This window comes from Streptomyces sp. NPDC001709, assembly GCF_053596375.1.
Genome location: NZ_JBSFGB010000027.1, coordinates 87,148 through 100,031, shown reverse-complemented (window position 1 = coordinate 100,031; position 12,884 = coordinate 87,148). Strand labels below are relative to the sequence as shown.

Below are 12,884 nucleotides of genomic sequence, written 5' to 3'. Positions count from 1 at the left end.
GCCTCCATCACTCGATCGAGTGCCTCGCCCACCTCAGTGCGCGTGACCGCTCGAAGCCGGCGCCTGACCAGCGTTCTTGACCGTCAGCGGGAGCAGCTTCTTGCCGGTCGGGCCGATCTGGATCTGGGTGTCCATCTGCGGGCAGACACCGCAGTCGAAGCACGGGGTCCAGCGGCAGTCCTCGACCTCTGTCTCGTCGAGGGCGTCCTGCCAGTCCTCCCAGAGCCAGTCCTTGTCCAGGCCGGAGTCGAGGTGGTCCCAGGGGAGGACCTCCTCGTACGTGCGCTCGCGCGTGGTGTACCAGTCGACGTCGACGCCGAAGGGCACGAGCGCCTTGTCGGCGCAGGCCATCCAGCGGTCGTAGGAGAAGTGCTCGCGCCAGCCGTCGAAGCGGCCGCCGTCGTCGTACACGGCGCGGATGACCGCGCCGATGCGGCGGTCGCCGCGGGAGAGGAGGCCCTCGACGATGCCCGGCTTGCCGTCGTGGTAGCGGAAGCCGATGGAGCGGCCGTACTTCTTGTCGCCGCGGATCTTGTCCCGGAGCTTCTCCAGGCGGGCGTCCGTCTCCTCGGCCGAGAGCTGCGGGGCCCACTGGAAGGGGGTGTGCGGCTTGGGCACGAAGCCGCCGATCGAGACCGTGCAGCGGATGTCGTTCGCGCCCGAGACCTCGCGGCCCTTCTGGATCACGCGGGTCGCCATGTCGGCGATCTGGAGGACGTCGTCGTCGGTCTCCGTCGGCAGGCCGCACATGAAGTACAGCTTCACCTGGCGCCAGCCGTTGCCGTAGGCCGTGGCGACCGTACGGATCAGGTCGTCCTCCGAGACCATCTTGTTGATGACCTTGCGGATGCGTTCCGAGCCGCCCTCCGGGGCGAAGGTCAGGCCCGAGCGGCGGCCGTTGCGGGTCAGCTCGTTCGCCAGGTCGATGTTGAAGGCGTCCACTCGGGTGGAGGGGAGGGAGAGGCCGATCTTGTCTTCCTCGTACCTGTCCGCCAGGCCCTTCGCGATGTCGCCGATCTCCGAGTGGTCCGCCGAGGACAGGGACAGCAGGCCCACCTCCTCGAAGCCCGTCGCCTTCAGGCCCTTGTCGACCATCTCGCCGATGCCGGTGATCGAGCGCTCGCGGACCGGGCGGGTGATCATGCCGGCCTGGCAGAAGCGGCAGCCGCGGGTGCAGCCGCGGAAGATCTCCACCGACATGCGCTCGTGGACCGTCTCGGCCAGGGGGACCAGCGGCTGCTTCGGGTACGGCCACTCGTCCAGGTCCATGACCGTGTGCTTGGACACGCGCCAGGGGACACCGCTCTTGTTCGGGACCACGCGGGCGATGCGGCCGTCCGGCAGGTACTCGACGTCGTAGAACGCCGGGATGTACACCCCGCCCGTCTTCGCCAGGCGGAACAGGGCCTCCTCGCGGCCGCCGGGGCAGCCTTCGGCCTTCCACTCGCGGATGATCCGGGTCATGTCCAGCACGGCCTGCTCGCCGTCGCCGATGATCGCCGCGTCGATGAAATCGGCGATCGGCTCGGGGTTGAACGCGGCGTGGCCGCCGGCCAGGACGATCGGGTCGTCGTCCGTGCGGTCCTTGGACTCCAGGGGGATCCCGGCGAGGTCCAGGGCGGTGAGCATGTTGGTGTAGCCCAGCTCCGTGGAGAAGCTGAGGCCGAGCACGTCGAATGCCTTCACCGGGCGGTGGGTGTCCACCGTGAACTGCGGGACGCCGTGCTCGCGCATCAGCGCCTCGAGGTCCGGCCACACGCTGTAGGTGCGCTCGGCGAGGACACCGTCCTGCTCGTTGAGGACCTCGTAGAGGATCTGGACGCCCTGGTTGGGCAGGCCGACCTCGTATGCGTCCGGGTACATGAGTGCCCAGCGGACGTCGCACTCGTCCCAGTTCTTGACGGTGGAGTTGAGCTCTCCGCCGACGTACTGGATCGGCTTCTGCACGTGGGGGAGCAGAGCTTCGAGCTGCGGGAAAACCGACTCGACAGGCATCTCGCGAACCTTCATGAGCTGACAGGGGTGACCATCAAGCGTAACCCGCCCGGCGGACTCCCCCGTACGCTCAGCCGGCCGCCGCGGCCCTGGCCTCCTTCCACAGTCCGGGCAGCTCCGCCTCCGCCTGTGCCGCCCGCGTCTCCTCGCGCCCGTAGAGCACCCCGTACGTGAACGCGCTCTCCCCCGCCGCGTGCGCCACCGCGGACAGCTCGCGCAGGGTCAGTCGGGTCATGACGCTGTCCTGGTGCTCGCCGAGGAGGGTGGTGAGGGATTTCATGGCCTTGGTCAGGGAGCGGGCCGGTTTTCCGAGGGCCGGGGTGGCCGCCTCGGCTGCGTACCGGGTGCGCTTGGCCTTCTTGCGGGCCTCGTGCACGGCGACGTCGCGTTCCTCGCCGGGCGGGGCGCCGAGGGCCTGCTCGACCAGGGCGGACAGCGTGGCCAGGTCCTTGTCCACGGCCTTGGCCAGTGCCTTCTCCGGCTTTTTCCCGGCGGCCTTCCGCAGCGGCGGGTCGGCGAGGAGCCTGTCGAGGGTGTCGAGCAGGGTCAGATAGCGGCGGGAGTCCAGTACGCCGGTCAGATGGGCGTGGGCGCCGCCGTGCCGGGTGTCGGCCCAGGCCGCGAGGCGTTCGCGGACCGGACCGGTGACCAGGGCGGGCGCAAGGCCGTCGAGGGCGGCGGTCAGGCGTTCGGCCATCACCTCCTGGTCGCGGTCCAGGCCCAGCTCGCCGGCGAGCCACTTCAGCTCGGCCCCGATGGGGTCGGTGACGGTGCGGTCGAGGACGGAGCGGAAGCTGCGCAGGGTGCTGCGGGCGCGACGGGTGGCGACCCGCATGCGGTGCACGGAGTCGGGCACGTCGCGGCGGACGGCGGGGTCGAGCTCGACCAGTACGTCCCGCTGGGCGCGCAGATAGGCGAGGACATGGTCACCGGCGGTGACCGGTGGTGCGGGCTCGGCCTTCGTACGGCGGTGTCCTGCGGTCTGCTTCAGGGCCCGGGCGAGTTTCGACGGCGACTTCGAGGGGCGCACGCCCGCCTTGCGCAGCCGTTTCTCCACCAGGTCGAGGAAGGCGGGGTCGCCGTCGTCGGCCAGTTCCACCTCGATCTCGGTCCACTGGGCGGCGCCGCCTTCGCCGCCGAGGCGCTCGGCGGTGACGGCGTCGACACTCGCCTCGGCCAGCAGGGTGCCGTCGCCGTCGACGAGGTGGCGCACATCGCGGGCGGAACGCAGCCGGACCAGTGGGATCAGCTCGGCGTCGCGGACCCGGGAGCGGACGAGGGCGGCGATCTCCTCGGGGACGGTGTCGGAGAGCGGGGCCCGGATCTCGTCGCGCACGCCTGGTGCCACCGGGAACTTCAGATGCCAGCCGGCGTCCGAGCCTCCGGTGCGGCGGCGCAGGGTGAGGGCGGCCTCGGTCAGGCGTTGGTCGGCGGTGTCGTAGTAGGTGGCGTCGAGTTCCATCAGGCCCTTGTCGAGGACGGCCGCCACCCCGCCGACGCCGGTGAGGTCGGGCAGCCCGCTCTCGTCGGATTCGTACTTGCGCTCGATCTCGCGTTTCGCATCCGCCATGAATTGAATCTAGTGGCCTGCGGGGCGGTGCGGCAGGGGTGGGCCCGGGTGAATGGCCGGAAAATTCCCGTCATCCACCCGGTGAACGACCGCCTGAGGAGGCTTACGCCGACATGGGTCTCTGCACCTTGATCGACTGCAGTAGTCCCACGGCCACCCAGACCACGAACATCGACGAGCCGCCGTACGACACGAACGGCAGGGGCAGACCGGTGACCGGCATGATGCCGAGGGTCATGCCGATGTTCTCGAAGGACTGGAAGGCGAACCAGGCGACGATCCCGGCGGCCACGATCGTCCCGTACAGCTCGGTGGAGTCACGGGCGATACGGCAGGCGCGCCACAGCACCACGCCCAGCAGGAAGATGATGAAGCCGGCGCCGACGAAGCCCAGCTCCTCCCCCGCGACCGTGAAGACGAAGTCCGTCTGCTGCTCGGGCACGAACTGGCCGGTGGTCTGCGAGCCGTGGAAGAGGCCGGAGCCGGTCAGGCCGCCGGAGCCGATGGCGATGCGGGCCTGATTGGTGTTGTAGCCGACGCCGGCCGGGTCCAGGTCCGGGTTGGCGAAGGCGGCGAAGCGGTTGATCTGGTACTGGTCCAGGATGTGCAGCTGCCAGATGGCGATACAGCCGAGCACACCGGTGAGGAGCAGGCCGAAGATCCAGCGGTTGGAGGCGCCGGAGGCGAGCAGCACGCCGAGGATGATCGCCACCATGGCCAGCACCGTGCCGAGGTCGGGCATGAGCAGCACGATGAGGATCGGTACGGCGGCCAGGCCCAGCGACTGCACGACCGTGCGGTGGTCGGGGTACGGCTTGTCACCGGCGTCGACCCGGGCCGCCAGTATCATCGCCATGCCCAGGATGATCGTGATCTTCACGAACTCGGCGGGCTGGAGCGAGAAGCCGCCGCCGAACACGATCCAGTTGCGGCTGCCGTTGATGGTGGCGCCGAGCGGGGTGAGGACCAGCAGCACGCCGAGCAGCGAGATGCCGTAGAGGATCGGCACGGCGTTGCGCAGGGCGCGGTGGCCGAGCCAGAGCGTGCCGATCATCAGGGCGAACCCGATGCCGAGGTTCATCAGGTGCCGGACCAGGAAGTAGTACGGGTCGCCCTGGTTGATCTCGGTGCGGTTGCGGGTCGCCGAGAACACCAGCAGCGAGCCCAGCAGGGACAGCGCCAGGGCCGACAGCAGCATCGGCCAGTCCAGCCGCCGGGCCAGGGAGTCGCGGGCGAAGATCCTGGTCCAGCCGGCCCGGTCGGGGCCGTACCCGGAGACGGAGAAGCTGTTCGCGCCGGTCATGAGGGCATCCTCCGGCTTCCCCTCCGGCGAGGCCGCCTGCGGGTGTTGCGGTTGCGCGTGGTGGGCGAGGGCGAGGTGGCGGGCTGCTGGCCGTCACCGTTGCTGGGGTTGTCCTTCTGGGAGGCCTCGGCGTCCTTCGCCGGGTCGCCGCTGACCTTCGGGGCGTCGATGGTGCCGTCCGTGCGGACCTTCGGCAGGCCCTTCTGCGGCTCGGGCAGCAGCGCCCTCTTGTTGTCGATGGAGCCGTCGCCCTGGACGCCGTAGAGCGCGCTGTAGATGTTGCGCACGGCCTCACCGGCGGATCCGGAACCCGTACCGGCCTGGGAGATCGTCATGATCACCGAGTAGTCCTTGGAGTACGTGGCCAGCCAGCCGGTGGTCTGCTTGCCGTAGACCTCGGCGGTACCGGTCTTGCCGTGCAGCGGGATCTTGCCCTGCGGCCAGCCGTTGAACTTCCATGCCGCCGTACCGCGGGTGATGACGCCCGCGAAGGCGTCGTTCATGCCCTTGAGCGTGGCCTGGCTGACCGGCAGCTTGCGCTGCACCTTGGGCTTGATCTCCTGGACGGTCTTGCCGTCGGGGCTGACGATCGCCTTGCCGATGGTCGGGGCGTATTCGGTGCCGCCGTTGGCGACGGCGCCGTAGATCATCGCCTCCTGGATCGGCGTGACGAGCGTGTCGCCCTGGCCGATGGAGTAGTTGATCTCGTCACCCTCGCGCATCTTGTTGCCTTCGAGGCAGTTCTCGTAGGCGATCTTCTCGACGTAGGAGCCGTCCTTCTTGCCGGACTTGCACCAGGCGTCCTTGTTGGCCTTCCAGTAGTTCAGCTTCCACTGGCGGTCGGGGACGCGGCCGGTGACCTCGTTGGGCAGGTCGACGCCGGTCTCCTGGCCGAGGCCGAACTGGTGGGCGGTCTTGAAGAAGTAGTCCTTGGGCTGGCCCTGCTTGGGGTTGATGCCGCCGTCCTTCTTCCACTCCCGGTCGGCGAGGCCGTAGAAGACGGTGTCGCAGGAGACCTCCAGGGCGCGGCCGAGGGAGATCGGGCCGAAGTTCTCGCCCTCGAAGTTCTTGAAGACCTGGCCGCCGACCGAGTACGAGCTGGTGCACGGGTAGCCGCCGTCCCACACGTAGCCGGCGTTGACCGCGGCGGCCGTGGAGACCACCTTGAACGTCGAACCGGGGGCCGCCTGACCCTGTATGGCCCTGTTGAGCAGCGGGTAGTCGGAGTCCTTGCCGGTGAGGGACTTGTAGTCCTTGGCGGAGATGCCGCCCACCCACACGTTCGGGTCGTAGGTCGGTGCCGAGGCCATCGCGACGATCCGGCCGGTCTTGGCCTCCATGACGACGACGGCGCCGGAGTCGGCCTTGTAGTTCTCGCCGGTGTTCTTGTCGAACTGCTGGCGGGCGGCCTTCATCGCCTTGTCCAGCTCGTACTCGGCGACGCGCTGGACGCGGGAGTCGATGCTGGTGACCAGGTTCGAACCGGGCTCGGCGGCGTCCGACTTGGCCTTGCCGATGACCCGGCCGAGGTTGTCCACCTCGTAGCGGGTGACGCCGGCCTTGCCGCGCAGCTCCTTGTCGTACTCCCGCTCCAGGCCGGAGCGGCCGACCATGTCGGAGCGCAGATAGGGCGAGTCGGTGTCCTTGGCCTTCTGGATCTCGGCGTCGGTGACGGGCGAGAGATAGCCGAGCACCTGCGCGGTGTTGGACCTGCCCGGAGCCGGATAGCGGCGCACGGCCTCGGGCTCGGCGGTGATGCCGGGGAAGTCCTCGGAGCGCTCGCGGATCTGCAGAGCCTGCCGGGGCGTCGCCTCGTCGGTGATCGGGATCGGCTGGTACGGCGAGCCGTTCCAGCACGGCTGGGGGGTCTTGGCGTCGCACAGCCGGACCTTCTGGATGACGTCCTCGGGCTTCACGCCGAGGACACCGGCCAGCTTGGTGAGGACGGCCTTGCCGTCGTCCTTCTGCTTGAGCAGCTCCGTGCGGGAGGCGGAGACGACCAGACGGGTCTCGTTGTCGGCCAGGGGCACACCGCGGGCGTCCAGGATGTCGCCGCGCACGGCGGGGTCGACGACCTGCTGGACGTGGTTGCCGGAGGCCTCCTTCTGGTATTGGGCGCCCTCGCGGATCTGCAGGTACCACAATCGGCCGCCGAGCGTGCCGAGCAGGGAGAGGACGAGGATCTGGATCACGACGAGCCGGATCTGGACCCGTGGGGTCCGGCCGGTCTCGGGGATGTTGGTCACTGCGGCTGTCTCCCCCTCTCAGTGCGCAAATGCGAGTACACGTACAAATGATGAACGACCAGCCTGTGAGCCCGCGTTCCGCGACAGCTGCCCCGTTCGGGTGAACTCCCCGGCGCTCACAGCCGCTTGACCCCCTTGATCCGGCCGACCCGCGCGGAGCGGGTGCGGGCCTTGGCCTTCAGTGCGCCGAGGCCGCCGCGCTGGCTGCCGATGCGCAGGCCGGTGCCGGAGGAGAGCCAGCCGGTGGAGATGTCACCGGCCTTGGCGGCGGGGCCGGTCTCGGTCAGCGGGTCGTTGTCCGCGCGGCGGGCCAGCCACATGACCCCGGGGACCACGAAGGGGGCGAGCAGCAGGTCGTACAGGGCCGCCGAGAACAGCAGCCCGGGCAGGCCGACATGGCGGGCGGCGGTGTCGCCGACCAGCGCGCCGACGCCCGCGTACAGCAGCGTGGAGCCGATGGCGGCGGCCACCACGACGGCCATCGGGCCGGTCGCCGACTTCAGGCGGCCGTTCTCCGGCTTGATGAGCCCGGCGCAGTAGCCGATGACGCACAGCACGAGCGCGTAGCGGCCGGCCGCGTGGTCGGCGGGCGGGGCGAGGTCGGCGAGCAGGCCGGCGCCGAAGCCGACGAGGGCGCCGCCGACATGGCCGTACACCATGGCGAGGCCGAGGACGGTGAGCAGCAGCAGGTCGGGGACGGCGCCCGGCAGGTGCAGGCGGGCGAGGACGCTCACCTGGATCACCAGGGCCACGACGACCAGCGCGCTGGAGAGCAGGATCCGGTTGAGGCGCATGGAAGAGTCAGCTCCTACTGCTGCTGGCCGGTCGTGGCGTTCGCGTTGGCCGAGGGGGTCACCGTGACGGTCACCGTCGGCGTCGGGACCGGCTTGGGCTTGGTCGGCAGGACCTCGTCGCGTGGGTCCTTCTTCGGGGCCTGGACGACCACGCCGACGATGTCGAGCTTGGTGAAGCCGACGTACGGGGTGACGTAGATCGTGCGGGTCAGGCCGCCGTTGGAGGGGTCGACACGGGAGACCACGCCGACCGGCACGCCGGGCACGAACGGGCGGTCGGCCTGGGAGCCGAAGGTGACGAGCCGGTCGCCCTTCTTCACCTCCGCCTTGCCGTTGAGCAGTTCGACGCGCAGCGGGCGGTCGCCCTGCCCGGAGGCGAAGCCGAGTTCGTCGCTGCCCTCCATGCGGGTGCCGACGGTGAAGTCGGGGTCGTTGGCGAGGAGCACGGTGGAGGTGTCGGGGCCGACCGTGGTGACCCGGCCGACCAGCCCGTCGCCGTTGAGGACGGTCATGTCGCGCTTGATGCCGTCGTTCGCGCCGGCATCGATGGTGATGGTCCAGGAGAAGCCCTGCGCCGACCCTATGGCGATGACCTGGGCGCCCTTGATGCCGTACTGGCCGTCGCCGGCGATCTTCAGCATCTTGTCGAGCTGGTTCAGGCGGCTGCGGTTGCGGTCGTCGCTGCCGAGTTTCGCCTTGAGGGCCGCGTTCTCCTTCTCCAGTTGGGCGAGCCGGTCGTGACGGCCGCCGGAGTCACGGATCGCGGAGACGGCGTTGCCGACCGGCTCGACCGCCGAGGACAGCCCGTTCTCGACCGGGCCGAACACGGCGGCCGCGGCCTGCCGGGCACCGTCGACCGGGGAGTTCCTGCCCCCGCGGATGTCTACCGTGATCAGCGCGAATGCGATGGCAACCAGCAGGACCAGGAGCAGCCGGCTCTCTTTCGTGTCCCTCACGTGCGGCGGCCGTGCCCTTCCTCAATAGGAATTCGGGAGCCCCTTTGCGGGCGCGATAAGCGAAACGCAAACCCGAGGGGCCCATTTGTGGGAGCTTATGCCTCTAATCAACGATCCGCCGCACGAGAGGAGCACGTCTCGTACGGCGGAATCGAAGAGTTACGTCATCTGCGCGGCTGGGCGTCCAGGACCTGCTGCAACGCCTCGAACTCCTCGACGCACTTCCCGGAGCCGAGCGCGACACTGTCCAGCGGGTCCTCGGCGATGTGGATCGGCATCCCGGTCTCCCGGCGCAGCCGCTCGTCGAGGCCGCGCAGCAGGGCTCCGCCGCCGGTCAGAACGATTCCTCGGTCCATGATGTCGCCGGACAGCTCCGGCGGGCACTTGTCGAGGGTCGTCTTGACCGCGTCGACGATCGCGTTGACCGGCTCCTCGATCGCCTTGCGGACCTCGGCGGCCGAGATCACCACGGTCTTCGGCAGCCCGGACACCAGGTCCCGGCCGCGGACTTCGGTGTGCTCGTCGGCGTCGAGGTCGTACGCCGAACCGATCGTGATCTTGATCTGCTCGGCCGTGCGCTCACCCAGCAGAAGGCTGTATTCCTTCTTGATGTACTGGATGATCGCGTTGTCCAGTTCGTCGCCCGCGACCCGGATGGACTGGGCGGTGACGATGCCGCCGAGCGAGATGACCGCGACCTCCGTGGTGCCGCCGCCGATGTCCACCACCATGTTGCCCGTGGCCTCGTGGACCGGCAGGCCGGAGCCGATGGCGGCGGCCATGGGCTCTTCGATGATGTGCACCTGGCGGGCGCCGGCCTGGGAGGACGCCTCGATCACGGCGCGACGCTCGACGCCCGTGATGCCCGAGGGCACACAGACGACGACCCGCGGCCGGGCGAGGTAGCGCCGCTTGTGGATCTTCAGGATGAAGTAACGGAGCATCCGCTCGGTGATCTCGAAGTCGGCGATCACGCCGTCCTTCAGCGGGCGGACGGCGACGATGTTGCCCGGCGTCCGGCCGATCATCTTCTTCGCTTCGGCACCGACCGCGAGGATCCCACCCGTGTTGGTGTTGATCGCGACGACGGACGGCTCGTTGAGTACGATCCCGCGACCCCTGACGTACACCAGCGTGTTGGCGGTCCCGAGGTCGACAGCCATGTCACGGCCGATGAACGACATTGAGTTCCCCATCCGGATTCATCTGGCCTTCCTGAGCTTTTGAGGGCATGTCAGGACGGCGAGGCGGGTGCTGTGACGTGAAGGCTTCCATCGTAAACGCGCCTGCACGAACACTGCGCGAGGGTCTCCGCCATTGTCACCAGATGGCGGCCCGCCCCGCTTGTGGAGACGGTCCATCGGTGGCACGCGTTCCCCCGATCGCCAAGGCATATGCCAAGGGACGGCCGAAATATACGGCCGTCCCTGGTCAGGCGCCACCGGACAGAGCTGACGCCCACTCAGAAAAATTAGCGAAAATTCAAGCCGCCGCGACTCACGCCCGGCCCGGGAAGAAGATCTTCACCTCGCGCTCGGCGGACTCCTCGGAGTCGGAGGCGTGGATCAGGTTCTCCCGGACGATCACGCCGTAGTCGCCGCGGATCGAGCCGGGCGCCGCCGCGATCGGGTCGGTCGGACCGGCGAGCGCGCGCACGCCCTCGATGACCCGCTCGCCCTCGACGATCAGCACGACGACGGGACCGGAGGACATGAACTCCACCAGCGGCTCGTAGAAGGGCTTGCCGACGTGCTCGGCGTAGTGCTGCTCCAGCGTGGCACGGTCCAGGGTGCGCAGCTCCAGCGCGGTGATCTGCCAGCCGGCCTTGCGCTCGACACGGCTGATGATCTCGCCGGTCAGGCCCCGACGAACGGCGTCGGGCTTGAGGAGGACGAGGGTGCGCTGGGTCACGGAGCTGCTCCTTTTTCTGCGTGTGCGGTGGGATGAGGCTACAGGGCGTGCCGGGGCGCCCTTACGCAGCGTCAGCCGTGGAGGAGCCGGACTCCGCTTGCGCGGCGAATCTGGCCTTCGCCTCGTCCACCTTTCTCCCGAAGTGCACCGATGCCCACCACAGCGCCGCGAACACCACGCCCAGGAAGTACATGGTCGGCACGAAGACGCCGGAGGCGATCAGCGCGAGCTGCAGGGCCCAGCCGAGGGCCACCCCGCCGGGCCGGGTCACCATGCCGCACAGCAGCACGGACAGCACCATGGCGATACCGCTGACCAGCCACACCGTGGACACGGACAGGCTCGGGTCCTTCATGGCGACGAGCCCGGCGAACCCGATCACGAAGAACTCGCCGATCAGGGTCGAGGAGCACAGCGTACGCATGCGCGGATCAGCCCTTCCCCAGAAGCAGGCGGGCCTCGCCCACCGTGATGACCGAGCCGGTGACCAGCACGCCACCACCCGCGAACTCGCCCTCCTCCTCGGCCAGCGTGATCGCGGCCTCCAGGGCGTCCGGCAGCCGCGGCTCGACCTGCACCCGCTCCTCGCCGAACACCTCCACGGCGATGGCCGCCAGCTCGTCCGCGTCCATGGCCCGGTGGCTGGAGTTCTGCGTGACGACGACCTCGGCGAAGATCGGCTCGAAGGCCTCCAGCAGGCCCCGCACGTTCTTGTCGCCGCTCGCGCCCACGACCCCGATCAGCCGGCTGAAGTCGAACGCCTCCCGCACGGCCTCCGCGGTGGCCTCGGCGCCCGCCGGGTTGTGCGCCGCGTCCAGCACGACCGTCGGGGAGCGCCGTACGACCTCCAGACGGCCCGGCGAGGACACGGCCGCGAAGGCTTTGCGGACGGTGTCGATGTTCAGCGGCTCGGCGCGCTGGGCGCCCACGCCGAAGAACGCCTCCACGGCGGCCAGCGCGACGGCCGCGTTGTGCGCCTGGTAGGGGCCGTGCAGCGGGAGATACACCTCGGGGTACTCGCCGCCGAGGCCGCGCAGCGTGAGCAGCTGCCCGCCGACGGCGACCTGCCGGGCCACGACCCCGAACTCCAGGCCCTCGCGGGCCACGGTGGCGTCCACCTCGACGGCCTTCTTCAGCAGCACCTGCGCCGCTTCCACCGGCTGCTGGGCCAGGATCACGGTCGCGTCCTGCTTGATGATCCCGCCCTTCTCCCCGGCGATCTCCGCGGGCGTCTCGCCGAGGCGGTCGGTGTGGTCCAGGCCGACGGGGGTGATCACGGCGACATCGGCGTCGATGACGTTGGTCGCGTCCCAGGAGCCGCCCATGCCGACCTCGACGACCGCGACGTCCACCGGGGCGTCCGCGAAGGCCGCGTACGCCATGCCGGTCAGGACCTCGAAGAAGGACAGCCGGAACTCCTGCTGTGCGTCGATCATCTCGACGTACGGCTTGATGTCCTGGTACGTCTCGATGAACCGCTCGGCGGAGATCGGGGCGCCGTCCAGGCTGATCCGCTCGGTGATCGACTGCACGTGCGGGCTGGTGTAGCGGCCGGTGCGCAGCTCGAAGGCGCCGAGCAGGGCCTCGATCATGCGGGCGGTGGAGGTCTTGCCGTTGGTGCCCGTGATGTGGATCGAGGGGTACGAGCGCTGGGGCTCGCCGAGGACGTCCATCAGTGCGGAGATCCTGCTGACCGAGGGCTCCAGCTTGGTCTCGCCCCAGCGGGTGGCCAGGTCCGCCTCGACCTCGCGCAGGGCCCTGTCGACCTCCGGGTCCTCGGGCCGCGTGGGGACGTCGGCGACCGGCTGCCCGCCCTGGGTTCGCAGGGTACGGCTGCCGGCCTCGATCACGGCGAGATCGGGGTCACGGGTGGTCTCGGCTTCGATGATGTCGTCGAAGCCGTCGAGGGGGTCGGGGGTGTCGCTGGTGCCGGGGTGGTCGCTCACGGTGCCAGTCTACGGAGCGGCAGTGACAAAGGGCCGGTTTGGGGTGGCTGCTCGCCATTGCCGGGTGCGGGTACATGGGGGCTGGTCGCGCAGTTCCCCGCGCCCCTTGGGGAACTGCGGTGCCGGCGAGCGACCCGAGCCGCGGGCACGCGAAGGCCCCCGG

Annotated in this window: 10 protein-coding genes; all 10 read right to left on the bottom strand. The window is 69.6% G+C overall.

Annotated elements, in window-relative coordinates; translation table 11 throughout:
* Positions 1-33: 33 nt before the first annotated feature.
* Complete coding sequence (locus tag ACWC0C_RS32770; protein ID WP_450867719.1) at positions 34-1,995, bottom strand: TIGR03960 family B12-binding radical SAM protein; 1,962 nt, start codon at positions 1,993-1,995, stop codon at positions 34-36.
* A 70-nt stretch (positions 1,996-2,065) separates the two neighbouring features.
* Positions 2,066-3,565 (bottom strand): CYTH and CHAD domain-containing protein, encoded by a 1,500-nt coding sequence (locus ACWC0C_RS32765; protein ID WP_450867718.1) that lies wholly within the window; start codon positions 3,563-3,565, stop codon positions 2,066-2,068.
* A gap of 103 nt (positions 3,566-3,668) precedes the next feature.
* Positions 3,669-4,868, bottom strand: coding sequence for a rod shape-determining protein RodA (gene rodA / locus ACWC0C_RS32760; RefSeq protein ID WP_449195124.1), 1,200 nt, complete (start codon positions 4,866-4,868; stop codon positions 3,669-3,671).
* Positions 4,865-7,114: a penicillin-binding protein 2 gene (mrdA, locus tag ACWC0C_RS32755; protein ID WP_450867716.1), complete on the bottom strand. Its 2,250-nt coding sequence runs from the start codon at positions 7,112-7,114 to the stop codon at positions 4,865-4,867. The genes rodA and mrdA overlap by 4 nt, the downstream gene beginning before the upstream one ends.
* A 116-nt stretch (positions 7,115-7,230) precedes the next feature.
* Complete coding sequence (gene mreD, locus ACWC0C_RS32750; RefSeq protein ID WP_449195126.1) at positions 7,231-7,908, bottom strand: rod shape-determining protein MreD; 678 nt, start codon at positions 7,906-7,908, stop codon at positions 7,231-7,233.
* 14 nt (positions 7,909-7,922) lie between these two features.
* The gene (mreC, locus tag ACWC0C_RS32745; protein ID WP_449195127.1) at positions 7,923-8,864 is read right to left on the bottom strand and encodes a rod shape-determining protein MreC; all 942 of its coding nucleotides are present in this window, start codon (positions 8,862-8,864) and stop codon (positions 7,923-7,925) included.
* 164 nt (positions 8,865-9,028) lie between these two features.
* On the bottom strand, positions 9,029-10,048 hold the full coding sequence (locus tag ACWC0C_RS32740; protein WP_031158632.1) for a rod shape-determining protein: 1,020 nt from the start codon (positions 10,046-10,048) through the stop codon (positions 9,029-9,031).
* 313 nt (positions 10,049-10,361) lie between these two features.
* Positions 10,362-10,775, bottom strand: coding sequence for a nucleoside-diphosphate kinase (gene ndk / locus ACWC0C_RS32735; RefSeq protein WP_449195128.1), 414 nt, complete (start codon positions 10,773-10,775; stop codon positions 10,362-10,364).
* Between the two features lie 61 nt (positions 10,776-10,836).
* Positions 10,837-11,199: a DUF4233 domain-containing protein gene (locus tag ACWC0C_RS32730; RefSeq protein ID WP_449195129.1), complete on the bottom strand. Its 363-nt coding sequence runs from the start codon at positions 11,197-11,199 to the stop codon at positions 10,837-10,839.
* Positions 11,200-11,206: 7 nt separating this feature from the next.
* Positions 11,207-12,721, bottom strand: coding sequence for a bifunctional tetrahydrofolate synthase/dihydrofolate synthase (gene folC, locus ACWC0C_RS32725; RefSeq protein WP_450867714.1), 1,515 nt, complete (start codon positions 12,719-12,721; stop codon positions 11,207-11,209).
* Positions 12,722-12,884 lie beyond the last annotated feature (163 nt).